The sequence below is a fragment of the Streptomyces reniochalinae genome (assembly GCF_003323735.1).
Taxonomy (GTDB): Bacteria; Actinomycetota; Actinomycetes; order Streptomycetales; family Streptomycetaceae; genus Streptomyces; species Streptomyces reniochalinae.
In genome coordinates, this window is sequence record NZ_QOIM01000036.1 from 184,934 (window position 1) to 200,402 (window position 15,469).

The window sequence follows — 15,469 nt, forward strand, 5'->3', positions numbered from 1 at the left end:
GCCCCCGACACCACACCTGGAGAACCCGAGCACGGACGCCCAGCCCGCACACCGGAACGGAGCCCGACCGACCCATGAATCCTGAGCGTTCGCTGCTGCTCGTCGGTGCCACCGACGAGACAGTGGCCAAGGCGAAGCGGCTGGGGCTGCACGTCGTGCTGTTGCAGCATCCCACCAAGACCAGCGCCGAACAGCAGCGCCTCGCCGACCACGTGGAGGTCGTCGACTACACCCGTTGGGAGCTGGTGGAGCCGCTGGTCAAGCGGCTGTGGGACCGGCCGGGATTCGCCGCGGCCGTCTCGATCACCGAGCCGGGACTGGAGAACGCGGCCCGCGTCAACGACCTGTTCGCCCTGGGCGGCACCGGCTACGAGGTGACCCGCCGCTTCCGCGACAAGGCCCTGATGCGCGCGCATCTGGCCGGGCTCGACGCCGACGCCGTCCGCGCGCGGCTTCTGCGCGGGCGTGAGGACCTGGACGCCTTCGGGGAGACCTGCGGCTACCCGTTCATCGTCAAGCCGACCGACGCCACCGCCGGTATCGGCGTGTACCGCCTCGACGGGCCCGCCGACGCCGACCGGGTCTGGGCCGGGGTACGGCGGCTGTCGGGCACCAGGACGGACCGGGTCTCGACGCTGCTGCTGCTGCAGGACTTCCTGATGGAGGAGTACCTCGAAGGCCCCGAGTACAGCGTGGAGTCCTTCAGCTGCGCCGGGCGCCACGTGGTCATCGCCGTCACCGAGAAGTTCACCGACCGGACCCACTTCGCCGAACTGGCCCACGCTGTGCCGGCCAGGATCGATACGGCGGTCGAGGAGGAGGTGCGCGCGGCCGTCACCGGATTCCTGGACCGGCTCGGCGTCAGGGACGGTGTCTGCCACACCGAGATCAGGATCGGCGCTCGGGGCCCCCGCGTCATCGAGAGCCACAACCGGATCGCCGGTGACGCCATCACCGACCTCGTCCACAGCGTCTACGGCATCGACACCGTCACGCTCGCACTCGCCGCTCCCTTCGGCCTGGCCGAGCGGCTGCCCGACCGTCCCGAGGCGCACGGCGGGGCCGCCGTGCGGTCGGTGGTGGGCCGCCCGGGCGACGTCGTGGACTCGATCGACGGCGCGGCCGAGGCACAGGCGCTGGCGGACGTGCTCGCGGTGCGCATCAGCGCCGAGCCGGGGGAGACGGTACGTCCCCTGCGGGACAACTGGGACCGCCTCGGCCTGGTCGCCGTCACCGGGGAAGACACCACAGCGGCGCTGCGGCGCGGCGCCGCACTCGTCGGCGACGTGGTGAAGGTCCGCCTGAGAAGCTCCGAAGGCCGGCTGGGCCTGGCCCAGGCGGCTCCGGTGAGCGACGGGGCGGTGAGGCAGGCGTGAGCGTTCTCGTTCTGCACCGCAACCCCCTCGCCGCCTTTCCCTACCGCCGCTGGCTGAACGGCGAAGCGCCCGGGATCGAGGACAGCAGCCCGTACCGCGGCGACATCGTCGTCCTCGCCGCCCGCGACAAGATCGAGTCGGCCGGTGAGCAACTCCCCGGCGCCGGCGGCCACGACTTCACCCACCTCGAACTCTTCGACACCCTCGACGACGAGAGGGTGCACAGCCGCGCGTTCGCCCTCGCGCAGGAGTACCGGATCACGCACGTCATCGCCCACCACGAGGCGGACGTGGCGCTCGCCGCCCGACTGCGCGAGCACCTCGGCCTCGACGGGGCGTGGAGCGCCGACATCGCGCCCTTCCGCGACAAGGTCCTCATGAAGCGGCTCGCCCAGCGGGCCGGGATCGAGGTGGCGCCGCACACCGCGCCCTGCACCGCCGAGCAGGCCCGCGACTTCGCCGCACGCCACGGGTTCCCCGTCGTGCTCAAGGACCGGGCGGGGTACAACTCCGTCGGTCTGAGCATCATCGCCGACAGGGAAGAGCTGGAGCTGCGGCTCGCACGCGACTACCGGGACGGCGCGCGGGACGACCTGCTCATCGAGGGCTTCGTGCCCGGGCGGATGTGCCATGTCGACGGTCTGGTCGCAGACAGCCGCATGGTGGCGGCCTGGCCCTCCCAGTACCAGTACGACCTGGCCTCCTTCGGAACCGACCCGGGCCCGCGTATCGATCTGACCCTGGAGCGGGACGACCCGCTCACCCCGCGGCTGCTCCGGCTGGTCGAGCAGACCCTGACGGCCCTGAAGCCGGAGAGCTCCCGGCTGGACACCCACGCCTTCCACGCGGAGGTCTTCCACACGCCCGACGACCGTCTGGTGCTGTGCGAGATCGCGGCGAGATCGGGCGGCGCCAAGATCCGCGACGTCTTCGAGACCCTGTTCGGCATCCAGCTCGCCGTGCAGGTGACCCGCGCCGAGGCCGGTCTGTCGCTGCCCGCCGTCGAGGGCGCCGTGGACGACAGCGGGCTGCTGCTGCCGCGCTGCATGTCGGGCCAGGTGCTCACGATGAAGCGTCCCGGACTGGTGCGCTCGCTGCCCGCCGTCCCCGACGACGCGTGGGTGAGAGGCTTCTGGCTCTTCGCCGAAGAGGGACAGGTGATCGCCCCGGCCGCCGGCTCCGCGGACTTCCTCATGGCGGCGGTGGGCTCGGCACCGACCCGCCGCGCGTGCGAGCGCAGGCTCCGCGCCCTCGGCGACCGGGCCGCCGGACAGACGAAGATCGTGCCGCTCCCCGCCGAGGGACCACCGCCGCGGCGCGAGCGGGGCGCCCACAGGACGGAGGCGTCATGAGGGGGAAACCGGCGTCCGTCCTCACGTCCGTGCGCGTGAAGTACATGGCGGGCATGGTCGTCGACGCGACCGGCAGCGGCATGTACCTGCCGTTGTCCCTCCTCTACTTCCACCACGTCACCGGTCTGCCCCTCACCCAGGTCGGCGCCATCGTGACGACGGCCGCGGTGATCGGCCTGGTGAGCAACCCGGTCGCCGGCGTCCTCATCGACCGCTTCAGCGCCCGCGCCGTGCTGGTGGGCGGATACGTGCTGCGCGCCTCGGCGTTTTGCACCTACCCACTGGTCGACAACGGCGTGGCCGTCTTTGCGGTGGTGCTGCCGGTCGCTCTCGGCGACACCTCCTACCCGCCGGCCATCCAGTCCTTCGTGGCGGAGATCGTGCAGGGCACCGCGCGGGACAAGCTGCTCGCCCTGCAACGCAGCCTGCGCAACGCGGGGCTCGGGATGGGCGGTCTCCTCGCGGGCGCGGCCCTCGCCCTCGACGAGTCGGGGTTCTACGTCGTCGTGTTCGGCGCGGCCGCCGGATACCTGCTCTCCGCCGCGCTGCTCAGCACGATCCGCCCCACCGCGCCGGCGCGGCAGCCCGGCGCCCGCGTCTCCCGCAAGGGTGGCTACCTGCTGGTGGCGCGGAACCGCCCGTTTTTGGGCCTCACCCTGCTGAACATCCCGACGGCCTTCGGATACACGGTACTGTCCGTGGCTCTGCCGGTGTACGTCACCCGGGAACTCGACGCCCCCGTCTCGCTGGTGGGCGTCCTGTTCGCGGTCAACACGGTCGGTATCGCGGTGCTCCAGGTTCCTGTGACCCGGATACTGGTCAGGTACCGCAGGACCCGCGCCGTGGCGCTGGGCGCGGGCGTCTTCGCGCTGTCGTTCGTCATGTTCGCCGTGCTGGGCAGCGTGTCGACCGGGGCCGCGCTGATCGCCGGCGTGTTCACCGCGACCGGCGCCTTCACCGCGGGCGAACTGCTGCACGGCGCCACGGCCTCGGCGCTGGTCGCGCAGGCCGCGCCGGAGGAGACCCGCGGCCGGCACCTCGCCGTCTACCAGCTGTCGTGGGCGGTGCCGATCGCGCTGGCACCGACCGTGCTCACGGCGCTGCTCTCGCTGTCGTCCCTCGCGATGTGGCTGCTCCTGGCGGCGGCCACCGCGGGCTCCGCGCTGGGCGTGCTGCGCCTCGAACGCGTACTGCCGCAGGCCGCGGTGCACCCGGTGCGCCCGGTGCCGTCCGAGGGAGAACCGGCCGTTTCCCCGACCGGCTCCACAGGAAAGGTTGCGTGACCCCATGGGGATCTCCAGTTGGCGCGTGCTCGGTGCGGAGGACCCCGAGTTCGCCCAGGAAGAAGCCGCCGGGCAGAGCGGTCTCGTCAGTCAGCTGCGCCCGCTCATCGCGGAGCTGACCGTCCCTGGCGACCTGGTCTTCGACCCCTTCGCGGGGTGGGGCACCACACTGGTCGCCTGCGCGGCCGAGGGACGGCTCGGAGTCGGCATCGAGATCAACCCGGAGCGCGCGCGGCAGGCACGGCAACGCGTCGCACGCCATCCGGAGCAGCGCATGCTCTGCGGCGACGCCCGCAAGCCGCCGCTCGAGCCCGACAGTGTGGCATTGGTCCTGTGCGACCTGCCGTACTTCGGCACCGACCTGGACCTGGCGGCGCCCGACCCGGGACAGCTGTACGCGCTGCGCGACTACGACGCCTACCTGGCGGCACTCGACGAAACCTTCGCCGCCATCGCGGCGGTGATGCGGCCGGGCGCCCACGCGGTCATCGCCGTGCAGAACCGGCGGATCGCCGACCGGTTCGTCCCGCTGGCCTGGGACGCCGGGCGGGCACTCGGCCGCCATCTGACCCTGGGCGACGAGCGGGTACACCTGTACGACTGGCCGGTCAAGGACGAGGGCGACCCGATGCGCACGAACCGGTCGCACGAGTACCTGCTGATGGCACGGAAGTGAGGCGGCGCGACGCGGCGGGCGTCAGCCTTCCGCGTCTCCGCGCCCCTCGGGAAGGGACGAACCCGCCCGCCACAGCCGCAGCTTGTCGGGGTTGAGCACCGACCAGATCTGCGTGATCCGGTCGCCCGCGATGTCGAACGCCAGCACGGAGACGGGCGCACCGTCCATCTTCGCGACCAGCCCCGGCTGACCGTTGACCGTGCTCTCCAGGAGCGTCAGGTCGGGCACCACGTCGATCCGGCCCGCGAAGAAGCGCGCGACCTCCTCGGCGCCCTCGACCGGGCGGAGCAGGGCAGGCACGAGTCCGCCACCGTCGCCGGTCGCCGTGGCCTCGGGGGCCAGCAGGCCGATGAGAGCGTCGATGTCCTTGGCCTCCCACGCCTGTTTGAACGCCCTGACGGTGTCGGCGCGCCGGGTGGCAGGGGCGGCGGGGGACTGCGACGAGCGGATGCGGCGGCGGGCCGACGAGGCCAGCTGCCGGCAGGCCGTCGGCGTCCGCCCGACGATCGCGGCCACCTCGGCGAAGGAGTAGCGGAAGACGTCGTGCAGGATGAACGCGACACGCTCGGCCGGGGTCATCAGTTCGAGCACGACGAGGAAGGCCATGTTGATCGACTCGTCGAGGGTGACACGGTCGGCCGGGTCGGCCGTGGTGCCGCCGCCCCACCGTCCGCTGACCCACTCGGTGCCCGTGGGCAGCGGTTCCGGGACCCACTCGCCCACGTACCGCTCCCGCCTGGCCCGTGCGGAGCCGAGCTGGTCCAGGCAGATACGGCTGGCGACCGTCGTCAGCCAGCCACCGGGCGACTCGATGGCGTCCCGCTCCTGTGCCGGCATGGCGTACCAGCGGGTGTAGGTCTCCTGTACCACGTCCTCGGCCTCGGTCAGCGAGCCGAGGAGCCGGTAGGTGAGGTTGATCAGCTGGTGCCGCTCGCTCATGATCGCGCTCAGACCCGGATCGGGCCGGTCACGCTCGGCCCCTGATGGGTTGGTCATGTCCCGCCGGCTCCCTCGCTCGCTCCGTCCCCGCCGCTCAGCCCGACGAGACGCCCCGGCGAAAGACGAGGTGGGCGCGGCGCCTCACATTTCGCAGGGCTGCGTCGTCGTAACCGGTGAAGGGAACACTATCCCGATGACGAGGAAAAGGAACCGATGTCGGAATCCGTGAACGTTTCGATCATTTACTACAGCAGCACGGGCAACGTGTACTCCTTGGCGCAGGCGGCCGTCGAGGGCGCGGAGAAGGCCGGTGCGCAGGTCCGACTGCGCAAGGTCGCGGAGACGACACCGCAGGAGGTGATCAACACCAGGGACGAGTGGGTCCAGCACCTCCGGGACACCGCGGACGTCGCCGAGGTGCACCTCGACGACGTGGAGTGGGCCGACGTGGTGCTCTTCGGCACCCCCACCCGTTTCGGCAACCCGGCCAGCCAGCTGCGGGTGTTCATGGAGACCACAGGACCCCTGTGGTTCCAGGGCAAGCTCGCGGGCAAGGTGTACTCGGCCTTCACCGCCTCCAACACCCCGCACGGCGGGCAGGAGTCCACCATCCTGGCGCTGGCGAACACGTTCTACCACTGGGGCGGCGTCATCGTGCCCCCCGGCTACACCGACCCCGTCCAGTTCCAGTCGGGCAACCCCTACGGCACCTCCCACGTGGCCGGCGAGGGCGCACCCGGGGACGTGACCCTCCAGGCGGCACGCCACCAGGCCCGCCGCGCCGTCGAGATCGCGGCCGCGATCAAGGCGGGGACCACCGCCTGACCTCTCACCCGTACCGGCACCTCTCACGGTCGGACACGGATCGCGCGCGGCTCCACAGGAGACCGGGCAGGGCCTCGCGAGGCCCTGCCCGGCAGCCGGCCCGCGGGACGCTGATGTCTGCACTCGTCGGCCGCTGCGAGCGCTTGCCGCCGCCGGCTGTCTGCCGCCGCCGGCTGTCGTCGGCGGCGTCTCAGCCCGGGTCTGCTCTGCTCCGGCCGAGCCCACCCGTACGCCCGAACGTTGCGTGAGCGCACGCGGGTTCGGCTCTCTTCGGCTCCCTGCCGCGGAGCGGTCCGTGCCGGGCGGTGACCCATGCCGGAACGGCATCAACAGCAGCGTTCTCGTCTTTGCCCGCCTGGGGCGCCGCCCAGCAGGATGCCTCGCATGCGACCGATGAAGAAGCGGGCCACACTGCTCGCGGTGCCCGTACTCGTGGCCGGTGTGATCAGCGGGTGCGGTGAGGAGCGCTCCACCGGCGCAGGGTCGTCGGCGGGGGCCTCCGCGGCACCGTCCGCCTCCTCCGGGGAGAGCACCCCGGCACGCGTCACCGAAGCGCTGGCGACCCTGGAGAAGCGGCACGATCGCAGGCTCGGCCTGTACATGAGGGACACGGGCTCCGGCCGTACGGTGGAGTACCACGCGGACGAGCGGTTCGGGTTCTGTTCCACGGCCAAGGTCCTCCAGGCCGCTGCACTGCTGGAGCACGCGGACGAGGCGCAACTCAACCGGGTGATCACCTACGAGCGCGACGACCTGGAGGACCACGCGCCGATCACGAGGAAACACCTGGACACCGGGGCGTCGGTGCGCGCCCTGATGAAGGCCGCACTCCAGTACAGCGACAACACCGCGGCGAACCTGCTGTTCGAGCAACTCGGTGGCCCCGCGGGGCTGCAACGGAAGATGCGCGGCCTGGGCGATCGGACCAGCGTGTTCGACCGCACCGAGCCGGACCTCAACGACACGCCGCCCGGCACCACGCACGACACCAGCACACCCCGGGCGCTGGCGCAGGACCTGCGTCGCTTCCTGCTCGACGACGCGCTGGCCCCGGACCGGCGCGAGCTGCTGGCCTCCTGGATGCGCGGCAACACCACAGGCGACGACCTCATCCGCGCCGGTGTCCCCTCCGGGTGGAAGGTCGCCGACAAGACCGGATCCGGACTCACCTACGGCACGCAGAACGACATCGCGGTTGCCTGGCGCCCGCACGGAGCGCCGGTGATCATCGCGTTGATGTCCCGCGGCCACGACAAGGACTCCGCGTCGGACAAGGCCCTTATGGCGGAGGCCACCAAGGCGGCGCTCCCCGGCCTCGTGAGCTGAGAGCACCGCCCGCCCGCCTGGCCGGCGGGGTCAGTGCCTCACTCGCAGTGCCTCACTCGTCTGCGCGCGTCAGGCAGTCGTAGGCGTACTCGGCCGTCCCGTTTCCTCTCCAGCGCACAGTGCTCGTGCCGTGCGCGGGGATCGGCACGCACTGGGGGCTCGCGCCGGAGCTCAACTGGACGGAACCGCTGATCTCCGCACCGCAGTCGTTGCGCAGTAAGGCCCAGCCAGGTCCCTGGTCGGTCAGCTCCGCACAGGCGCCGAGGACGTGGGACGCACCCGTCTCGGCAGCCGGTCCGGCTGCCGAGACGGCGTGAGCAGGTACGACGATCAACGCGGCGCCGGCCGCCAGCACACACCCGGCGCGCAACACTCGGAACATGGGTCCTCCCCGTGAGCAGTGCGGCAGCAGGCGTCCTCGACCGGCCCGCACCCCCGGACACGCCTTCACCGGCGGCCGTTGCGACCGCAGGACGCACCCGCGGTACGGCATCGGCCACCTCGTCCGGATCCTTGCCCACCGCGCATCCCACCGCAAGCCCATCCCGCCACTCGCGTCCCACAACACGCCGTGCGGCGGCGCCCGTTGGGCTGCCGCCGTGTCCGGCGCCCCTCATGGGGCGACGCTCTGCGTACTCAGGCCGCGAGGACGCCGCAGCCCAGAACGAGGAGCGCCGCGACCTTGGCCACCTCGCACGCCACGTAGACGAGGTGGGCGTGGGATCGCGGCAGGGATTCCCCCGCGAGCACCCTGTCGGATCGGCGGCTGAGGCGAGGCCGGACCACGGCGAGTTGCACGACCAGCACCGCGGCGGCCGCCGTGGCCGACACACCCGCCGTCACAGAGGCACCGCCGGTCGCGAGCGCCGTGACCACGACCAGGGCCAGTACCACCTCCACCACGTTGAGGGCACGGAAGACGAGCCGGCCGATGCCCAGCCCGACGGGCACGGTCACGCCGGGGGCCCGGAACTTCAACGGGGCCTCAAGGAAGGAGATCGCCAGCACCATCCCGAGCCAGAGAAAGGTGACCGCGGTGACCAGCGCGGCTGACGTGGAGTCCATCGGTGTTCGCCGTCCTTCGGTCGGAGGTGGATGTCCGGAAGGCCGCCGGTGCAGTCCGAGCGGGTCGCGTGCGTCGTCCGGGCCGTGTGCGTCGACCGGTTCGCATGCGCGCGAGGCCGCTCGCCGCGCCCGCGCACTTCACGTCATGAGGACCGGCCGACCAGCCCGACGAGCACCGGTCCCGCGGGGGGCGCCACCAGATCGGCGACGGTGAGTGGTTCGAGGGAGGAGTAGAACGCCTCCTGCGCGTCGCGCAGCGCATGGCGGAGACGGCACGCGCCGTGAAGCGGGCACGGCTGGTCACCTTCGCAGGTGACGACCTCGCCCTCGCCCTCCAACTCCCGCACCAGCCAGCCGACGGAAACGCGTCGTCCGAGACCGGTCAACTCCAGCCCGCCGCCACGGCCACGGCGGGCCTCGACCACGCCGAGGTGCTGCAACCTGGTGATCGCCTTCGCCATGTGTGTGTAGGGCACGTTCATCATCTCGGCCACGTCGCGCGTGGCCAGGGGCCCGCCCTGCTCGTTGACCGCGAGGCGCATCACGGCACGCAGCGCCAGGTCGGTGAATCTCGTCAGCCGCACGCGAGGACGTTAGCAAATACGCATGCTAAATTCCTATTTGTAGCGAGCCGTCGACCGCGTGGGCTTCGTCACGCCCGCCGGATCCGCGGCCCGCCCCTCCCCGCGCAGACACAGGGGCGGTGAAGGACCGCTCCCCCCGCAGCACACATCGGACGGTGACACCTCATGGCGGACGCAGACACGGGCTCCCACCCCTCGAACGTCCCGGTGCCGAAACCGCTGTGCGACGTCGAGGGGCTCGCCGCCGAGGAGGGCGCACCGGCCGGGGCGGTCTGGCGGCTGACGGAGTCGGGGCGGCAGCTGGACGCCAACCTCGTGCACGTACCGGCCGGCCGGCACATCGAGACCCACGTCGAACCGGACCTGGACGTGCTCCTCCTCGTGGTGCGCGGGACCGGCACTCTCGACACGGCGCAAGAGCCCCAACCGCTGCGCGAGGGCGGCCTGATCTGGCTCCCCCACGGCTCCAGCCGAAGCGTCACCGCGGGCGAGGACGGCGTGTCCTACCTGACGGTGCATCGCCGGCGTCCGGGTATGCGGATCCGCAGGCACACCAGCGACTCCCCATCGGGTGCGGCGCCGGGTTAGACATCGTCCGGCGGACCGGCTCCCGGCGCAGACCGAGCGCCCGCATCGCCGCGCGTTCGGTGCGCGGGAGGCCGTGCCGGGACCGACGCGGCCGCGTCGGGACCCGCCGGACAGGTTCTAGTGGGAAGGGGTCCACCGAGGGGCCGTCTCGGCCCATTCCTTTTCCCACGCGGCCAGATTGCGGCGCTGCACACCGCGGTCGATCAGCCTGTGGACCGCGGCGGCGGCGAGGGGGACGGGGGCGGACGCGAGCAGAGCCCGGACGAGTACGCGCCGGTGGATGTGCGCGCGGGTCATGGGCGGGTCCGCGACTGATCCGTCCCCGTCCACCCAGATCCGTACCCGGGCGCCCGACGGGAGGCCGGGGCTCACCTCGGCCTGCCCGGTGCGCTGCTCGCCACCGGGTCCGGCATACCGCACCGTGACCGGGTACCGGGTCTCCTTCTCCTCGTCCGATCCCGGTTCCGGGTGGACCGGCGCGTCCTGGACGAGAACCGCGGGCGTCAGGTGGCGGGAGCGGGCCTGTGCGTCCGCCGTGTGCCGCAGCTGCTGATGGGCTGCGCGGCCGGCCAGGAGGGCGGTGGCGACGGTGGCCGAGAGCGCGGCCAGCAGCAGCCCCAGCCCGATCCAGGCCTGGAGCCGGTCGGTGGGGCGCCGCAGCCGGCTGCGCCGCCACCTCCAGCCCACGGTGCGGCGCGGTGGGGGAGGAGGCTGGGCGAACGGAATCTCGCCGGTCATCTCAAGGCCCTTCCGGTGTGGGGCGGGTCGTGGGTGAGGGGGCGTGCGGAGGCGCGGGAGTGCGAGGGCAGCCCTGGGGGACGGCTCGACGCGCGGAGCCGCCTCCCAGCCTGGCCTACCCGGGCGGGAACGCCCATGGAGCGCAGCGCCCATATCCGCACAGGGGAGGCACCCATCGGCCCGCTGCCCCGGCCCGAGGGGCGTGTCCGGTCTGAGCAGGGCCTGGCATGATCGGGGGATGCCAGAACGAATGGTCGCGGCCTGTGACGGTGCCGCCAAGATCAATCCGGGTCCCGCGGGCTGGGCCTGGGTGCTCGCCGACCCCGCGGGCACCCCGCAGCGCTGGGAGGCGGGACCGCTCGGCCGTACGACGAACAACGTGGCGGAGCTGACCGCGCTCGCTGAGCTTCTTAAGGCCACCGACCCCGCGGTGCCGCTGGAGGTCCGGATGGACTCGCAGTACGCGATGAACGCGGTCACCAAGTGGATCGCGGGGTGGAAACGCAACGGCTGGCTGACCGCGTCGAAGAAGCCCGTGGCCAACAAGGACCTGGTCGTCCGTATCGACACGCTCCTCGCAGGCCGCGACGTGGTCTTCGAGCACGTCCTGGCCCATCAGGTGAACGGTGATCCGCTCAACGCGATCGCGGACGCTGCCGCCGGCACCGCGGCCACCGAGCAGGCCCCCGCCGGTACGGCGCACGGCGCCACCGGTGTCCCGCAGCCGAGCCCCGCGACCGAGGACAAGCCGCGCGCGGCGCGCTCGCGCAAGGCGCGGACGTCCCGCGGGCCGGGCGGCGGAGCGGGCCCGGTGATCAAGGCCAAGTTCCCGGGCCGGTGCGGGCACTGCAAGTCCCGGTACGAGGTGGGCGAGGAGATCGGCAAGGTCGCCTCGGGCTGGGGCCACCGGGCCTGCCGCGACAGCGCCCCCGTGTAGCGGGCCCGCCAGTCGGCCCAGGGCCTCCTCGGATACCTCGTCGTCGCCGGCGGGACGTCCCGGTATCCGCGACACGGCCGACCGTGCGGGGCACTGTTCGTCCGCGTCTGCTCTTCGGGGCGTGCTGGACGGCGGGGCCCCGCCACTTAGATGCATAGGCCAGTGATATAAAAGCGGGTGTGACTGAGCAACCGCTGCTGCGTCCGCGCCTCACGGTGCGAATCCCCGCGGGCCCGTCATCCGGACGCTATTCCCCGTGCGTCGCCGCCAGCGGCACACGAGCGCACCTCGGCTACTGCCACGACCAGTGGGGCTCCTGGACGGGCCCCCGCGCCATGACAGCCGTCCGATCTGTTCCAGGCGTCCTCGGATGTCGCAGCCTGCGCACGCCGACAAGCCCCCGTATATCCACGCCAGGCGCTCCCGCCCGCGCACTCGACCGCCCCCGCGCACTCGACCGTCCGCGGCCGTGCGTACGCGGCATCCCGGGCACCGACCGCCGCCGGCACCCGTAGACCGGCCCGACCACCGTTCTCCGCCGCCGGTGTCACCGCCGCCGGCACGGCGGCCGTCGGGGTGCCCGCTGCCGGTCGACCGTTTCCGGTCCAGGGCGCGGGCGACGGCGGCGTGCGCTGCCCGGGGGCCGCCGTACCACGCGTGTGCCCTGCGCCGTCGGAGGCACCTCGGGCAGGCCGCACCGGCCCCGGAACGTCGGCGCGGACACAAGAGACCGGGCGGCCGGGCGTCCTCGACCCGGCCTTCCGCTTCCCCCTGCGAACCCCCGCCACCGACCTGGGAGACGGCCGGCCTCGGCGACGGCCGACCTGGGCGACCCATGGTCGGGGAGACAACCGGCCTCGGAGACAACCGAACGCGCCCTCGAAGCAAGGAGGTCCGTACATGTACAGCACGCCGCCCGCCTACGACCCGGGCGCGTTCTGCGCCGTGTTCGAGCAGCGGTTCACCTACTGGGCGGGGTTCAGCCGCAACACCCACCGCTACGCGCACTCCCCGGCGCTCTCCGACCCCGTCACGGGACGCTCGTGGACCTACGCCCAACTGGGCGAGGAAGTGGAGCGGGTCGCCGCCGGCCTCGCGGCGGCCGGCGCCGGCCCTGGTGACCTAATCGCCTACCAACTCTTCAACGGGCCGGAGTTCGCACTCCTGTACCTGGCTGCCCAGCGCATGGGCGCGGTCGGCTCACCGGTGAACTTCCGGCTGGCGCCAGGCGAGACCGCGCATGTGCTGGACACCGGCAGGCCGGCCGTCTTCGTCTACGACACGGCGGTGGCGGAACGGGCCGGGCAGGCTCTGGCGCTGGCCGCGCACCGGCCAGCTTCGGTGGTCCACGTCGACTCGGGCGCGGACGAGGACCGCCCGCTGCCGGACTCGGTGCCGTTCGCTCAGCTGGTCGCTCGCGGTACCGGACAGCCGCCGCTGCCGGACCCCACGGGCGGGATCTACGCGGAGACCACCCGGCTCTACACCTCGGGAACCACCGGGCTCCCCAAGGGCGTACCGCTCAACAACGCCACCGAAGTGCTCTCCGCCCACGACGTGATCATGCATTTCCCGCTGACGCCGCAGGACCGCACGCTCAACATGTCCCCGTGGTTCCACCGAGGCGGGCTCTACTCGGGCGGCCCCAACCCCGTCTTCTACGTGGGTGGCGAAGTGGTGCCGCTACGCCACTTCGACGCCGACACCGTGCTGGACCTGGTCGAGGAGCGGGGGCTGACCTTCCTCATCGGCGCACCGACCAACCTGGAACGGCTCGCCGACGCGCAGGAGAGGCACCCCCGCGACCTGGCGACACTGCGCGGCATCGTCACCATGGGCGCGCCGCTGGACCGCGCGGCCTGCCTGCGCTACCAGTCGACGCTGACCCCGCGGATCTTCAACGGCTACGGCACCACCGAGGCGTTCTGGAACACCTTCCTGCGCCCCGCCGATCTGCCGGACCACGCGGGCAGCGCCGGACGGGCCTGCACGGACGACGACGTCGCCGTGGTGAAGGTGTACGAGGACCGCAGGGCGGCGCCCGACGACCTGGCGGCGAAGGACGGACAGGAGGTCGGCGAGGTGATCGTGCGGTCTGTGAAGTCCGCGTACGCCTACACCGCCAGACCCGACGAGGAGGCGGAGAACTTCCGGGACGGGTGGCTCTACATCGGCGACCTCGCCACCTGGGACGAGGACGAGTACGTGACCCTGATGGGCCGTCGCGACGACATGATCCTCTCCGGTGGCGAGAACGTGCACCCGGTGCAGGTGGAAGAGGTGCTGGGCCGCCACCCCGGAGTCGCCGACTGCGCCGTGGTGGGCACCCCCGACCCCGAATGGGGGCAGCTCGTCACCGCGTACGTGGTCCGCCACGACCCGGAACTGACCGTCTCGGACCTCGACAAACACTGCCGGGCCGACCCGATGCTCGCCGCCTACAAGAGGCCGCGCGCCTACCGCTTCACCGACGCGCTGCCGCTGACCGCGACAGGCAAGAAGGTGCACTATCAGGTGCGTGCCCAGGCGGCCGAGGACGCGGCCACCGGTCTGCTGGAGCGGGTGCGTCCGGGCAGCGGGTAGCCGCACCCTTCCGGCCCGGCCCCGTCGCGAAGTACCCAAGGGCGAGGGCGCCCCGGGTGCGGCAGGCCGCGCAGGGAGCGGGCGGGGTCCCGCTCGCGCTCCCCGTCAGCCACTTCGCGGGAGAGGTCCGCAGGCACAGCCCTCCGCGGCGCCTCGTTCCGCGCCGTGTGACGAGGCCGGAAGCAGAAGTTGGGCACCCAGGGGAGTCAGGGCATGGTGCGCGGTGCGGCCTGTGCGGCGCGTCGTGACGAGACCGGCACGGCGCAGTACGCCCACGTGCTCGCTGGCCGACGCCGGCGAGAGCCCGGTGCGCCGCGCCAGCCGGCTCGTCGAGACGCCCTCGGCGACGACCTGCAACACAGCGGCCCGGCTGTGTCCGAGGAGCGCGGCCAGCGCCCCGCGCGGGTCGCCCGTCGCCGCTGTACCGGGGTGGGGGAGGACCTCGTAGTGCAGGGTGGGCTGCGGATCGCCGGGATCGCAGGGGACGTAGCTGGTGAAGGCGGCCGGGGCGAGCAGCAGACCACGGCCGTCGAGGTGGTAGTCGGGGCCGTCCAGGTCGGGCAGTTCCAGTACCGGGGCGCGCCAGCGCATCCGGGGATGCAAAGTGGCCAGCACCCGCTCGACCCCGCCCTCCTGCCACTGGCGTACGCGGTCGGTCTGGTCCGCGCGGAGCGCGGTGTGCACCCCGTGCCAGTAGGGGGCCACGGCCGCGCTGTGGTGTGCCCTCACCGCGCCGGCGAGCCACCGCAGCGCCACCACGTCGCCCTCCAACAGGGCGCGGGCCCATCGCGGCAGCGGACGGTGCGTGGCGACATACCCCCAGTCCGCGCGCAGTTCGCTCCGCGGCGTGGACAGCAGCCGTTCGACCTCCTCGTCGAGCGTGGGCAGCGCCACGTGGGGGCGCAACAGCCGGGGGACGGGGTGTGAGGGCGCGGTGGCCACGAGCCTGTCCAGTGGCGGCGTGCCGGGCGGGGCGGCGGCTTCCGACGCGGCGCGCCGGGCGGCCTGTGTGGTGCGGCGCCACGTGTCGAGTGCGGGGTCGCCGCTGCGGCCGTACCGCAGGCGGAAGGCGCTGAACGTCGTCGTGGCCAGCGGGCTGGGTGCCTCGGCCACGCGGACGCGGGCCAGGTCGCTGACGGTGAAGTGGATACGCATGCCGGCCCTGTTCGCTCGTCGTCTCCCGCACGGGTGCCGAGC

15 protein-coding genes are annotated in these 15,469 nt (G+C 72.6%); 9 read left to right on the forward strand and 6 right to left on the reverse strand.

Annotated features, from left to right (window positions below; genetic code table 11):
• Nucleotides 1-74: 74 nt before the first annotated feature.
• Genes DQ392_RS17000 through DQ392_RS17015 form a run of 4 tightly spaced genes read left to right on the forward strand, consistent with a single transcriptional unit; the run spans nt 75 to nt 4,687 of the window.
• Nucleotides 75-1,376, forward strand: a complete 1,302-nt coding sequence (locus DQ392_RS17000) for an ATP-grasp domain-containing protein (RefSeq protein WP_114016464.1) — start codon at nt 75-77, stop codon at nt 1,374-1,376.
• Complete coding sequence (locus DQ392_RS17005; RefSeq protein WP_114016465.1) at nt 1,373-2,728, forward strand: ATP-grasp domain-containing protein; 1,356 nt, start codon at nt 1,373-1,375, stop codon at nt 2,726-2,728. The genes DQ392_RS17000 and DQ392_RS17005 overlap by 4 nt, the downstream gene beginning before the upstream one ends.
• Nucleotides 2,725-4,011 (forward strand): MFS transporter, encoded by a 1,287-nt coding sequence (locus DQ392_RS17010; protein ID WP_114016466.1) that lies wholly within the window; start codon nt 2,725-2,727, stop codon nt 4,009-4,011. The genes DQ392_RS17005 and DQ392_RS17010 overlap by 4 nt, the downstream gene beginning before the upstream one ends.
• 4 nt (nt 4,012-4,015) lie before the next feature.
• The gene (locus DQ392_RS17015; protein ID WP_114016467.1) at nt 4,016-4,687 is read left to right on the forward strand and encodes a TRM11 family SAM-dependent methyltransferase; all 672 of its coding nucleotides are present in this window, start codon (nt 4,016-4,018) and stop codon (nt 4,685-4,687) included.
• Nucleotides 4,688-4,708: 21 nt separating this feature from the next.
• Here the strand turns inward: DQ392_RS17015 and sigJ are convergent, their stop codons facing one another.
• The gene (sigJ, locus tag DQ392_RS17020) at nt 4,709-5,683 is read right to left on the reverse strand and encodes an RNA polymerase sigma factor SigJ (RefSeq protein WP_114016468.1); all 975 of its coding nucleotides are present in this window, start codon (nt 5,681-5,683) and stop codon (nt 4,709-4,711) included.
• Nucleotides 5,684-5,839: 156 nt separating this feature from the next.
• Here sigJ and wrbA point away from each other — a divergent pair, with 156 nt between their 5' ends.
• Nucleotides 5,840-6,451, forward strand: a complete 612-nt coding sequence (wrbA, locus tag DQ392_RS17025) for an NAD(P)H:quinone oxidoreductase (protein WP_114016469.1) — start codon at nt 5,840-5,842, stop codon at nt 6,449-6,451.
• Between the two features lie 384 nt (nt 6,452-6,835).
• The gene (bla, locus tag DQ392_RS17030; RefSeq protein ID WP_245981579.1) at nt 6,836-7,777 is read left to right on the forward strand and encodes a class A beta-lactamase; all 942 of its coding nucleotides are present in this window, start codon (nt 6,836-6,838) and stop codon (nt 7,775-7,777) included.
• Between the two features lie 52 nt (nt 7,778-7,829).
• Here the strand turns inward: bla and DQ392_RS17035 are convergent, their stop codons facing one another.
• The 3 genes from DQ392_RS17035 to DQ392_RS17045 all read right to left on the reverse strand — a co-directional run bounded on the left by DQ392_RS17035 (nt 7,830) and on the right by DQ392_RS17045 (nt 9,426).
• On the reverse strand, nt 7,830-8,159 hold the full coding sequence (locus tag DQ392_RS17035; protein WP_114016471.1) for a hypothetical protein: 330 nt from the start codon (nt 8,157-8,159) through the stop codon (nt 7,830-7,832).
• A gap of 254 nt (nt 8,160-8,413) precedes the next feature.
• Entirely contained in the window at nt 8,414-8,842 is a 429-nt protein-coding gene (locus DQ392_RS17040) for a hypothetical protein (protein ID WP_114016472.1), read from the reverse strand.
• Between the two features lie 143 nt (nt 8,843-8,985).
• Nucleotides 8,986-9,426 carry an RrF2 family transcriptional regulator gene (locus tag DQ392_RS17045; protein ID WP_114016473.1) on the reverse strand — a complete coding sequence of 147 codons (441 nt, stop codon included), beginning with the start codon at nt 9,424-9,426 and terminating at the stop codon, nt 8,986-8,988.
• A gap of 165 nt (nt 9,427-9,591) precedes the next feature.
• Here DQ392_RS17045 and DQ392_RS17050 point away from each other — a divergent pair, with 165 nt between their 5' ends.
• Nucleotides 9,592-10,014 carry a cupin domain-containing protein gene (locus DQ392_RS17050; protein WP_114016474.1) on the forward strand — a complete coding sequence of 141 codons (423 nt, stop codon included), beginning with the start codon at nt 9,592-9,594 and terminating at the stop codon, nt 10,012-10,014.
• A 117-nt stretch (nt 10,015-10,131) separates the two neighbouring features.
• On the opposite strand, the gene DQ392_RS17055 is transcribed toward DQ392_RS17050, so the two are convergent.
• Nucleotides 10,132-10,752, reverse strand: coding sequence for an Rv1733c family protein (locus DQ392_RS17055; protein ID WP_114016475.1), 621 nt, complete (start codon nt 10,750-10,752; stop codon nt 10,132-10,134).
• 238 nt (nt 10,753-10,990) lie between these two features.
• On the opposite strand from DQ392_RS17055, the gene DQ392_RS17060 reads away from it, so the two are divergent.
• Together DQ392_RS17060 and DQ392_RS17065 are read left to right on the forward strand one after the other, a co-directional pair.
• Nucleotides 10,991-11,689 carry a ribonuclease H family protein gene (locus DQ392_RS17060; RefSeq protein WP_245981581.1) on the forward strand — a complete coding sequence of 233 codons (699 nt, stop codon included), beginning with the start codon at nt 10,991-10,993 and terminating at the stop codon, nt 11,687-11,689.
• 900 nt (nt 11,690-12,589) lie between these two features.
• Nucleotides 12,590-14,272, forward strand: a complete 1,683-nt coding sequence (locus tag DQ392_RS17065) for a class I adenylate-forming enzyme family protein (RefSeq protein WP_114016477.1) — start codon at nt 12,590-12,592, stop codon at nt 14,270-14,272.
• 105 nt (nt 14,273-14,377) lie between these two features.
• On the opposite strand, the gene DQ392_RS17070 is transcribed toward DQ392_RS17065, so the two are convergent.
• Nucleotides 14,378-15,427 carry an ArsR/SmtB family transcription factor gene (locus DQ392_RS17070; protein WP_114016478.1) on the reverse strand — a complete coding sequence of 350 codons (1,050 nt, stop codon included), beginning with the start codon at nt 15,425-15,427 and terminating at the stop codon, nt 14,378-14,380.
• Nucleotides 15,428-15,469: the final 42 nt, after the last annotated feature.

What these genes read in the sequence shown, in the direction of transcription:
- DQ392_RS17000 (WP_114016464.1), top strand. Translation starts at nt 75, where the DNA reads ATGAATCCTGAGCGTTCGCTGCTGCTCGTCGGTGCCACCGACGAGACA.
- DQ392_RS17010 (WP_114016466.1), top strand. Translation starts at nt 2,725, where the DNA reads ATGAGGGGGAAACCGGCGTCCGTCCTCACGTCCGTGCGCGTGAAGTAC.
- DQ392_RS17015 (WP_114016467.1), top strand. Translation starts at nt 4,016, where the DNA reads ATGGGGATCTCCAGTTGGCGCGTGCTCGGTGCGGAGGACCCCGAGTTC.
- sigJ (WP_114016468.1), bottom strand. Translation starts at nt 5,683, where the DNA reads ATGACCAACCCATCAGGGGCCGAGCGTGACCGGCCCGATCCGGGTCTG.
- wrbA (WP_114016469.1), top strand. Translation starts at nt 5,840, where the DNA reads ATGTCGGAATCCGTGAACGTTTCGATCATTTACTACAGCAGCACGGGC.
- bla (WP_245981579.1), top strand. Translation starts at nt 6,836, where the DNA reads ATGCGACCGATGAAGAAGCGGGCCACACTGCTCGCGGTGCCCGTACTC.
- DQ392_RS17035 (WP_114016471.1), bottom strand. Translation starts at nt 8,159, where the DNA reads ATGTTCCGAGTGTTGCGCGCCGGGTGTGTGCTGGCGGCCGGCGCCGCG.
- DQ392_RS17040 (WP_114016472.1), bottom strand. Translation starts at nt 8,842, where the DNA reads ATGGACTCCACGTCAGCCGCGCTGGTCACCGCGGTCACCTTTCTCTGG.
- DQ392_RS17050 (WP_114016474.1), top strand. Translation starts at nt 9,592, where the DNA reads ATGGCGGACGCAGACACGGGCTCCCACCCCTCGAACGTCCCGGTGCCG.
- DQ392_RS17055 (WP_114016475.1), bottom strand. Translation starts at nt 10,752, where the DNA reads ATGACCGGCGAGATTCCGTTCGCCCAGCCTCCTCCCCCACCGCGCCGC.
- DQ392_RS17060 (WP_245981581.1), top strand. Translation starts at nt 10,991, where the DNA reads ATGCCAGAACGAATGGTCGCGGCCTGTGACGGTGCCGCCAAGATCAAT.
- DQ392_RS17065 (WP_114016477.1), top strand. Translation starts at nt 12,590, where the DNA reads ATGTACAGCACGCCGCCCGCCTACGACCCGGGCGCGTTCTGCGCCGTG.
- DQ392_RS17070 (WP_114016478.1), bottom strand. Translation starts at nt 15,427, where the DNA reads ATGCGTATCCACTTCACCGTCAGCGACCTGGCCCGCGTCCGCGTGGCC.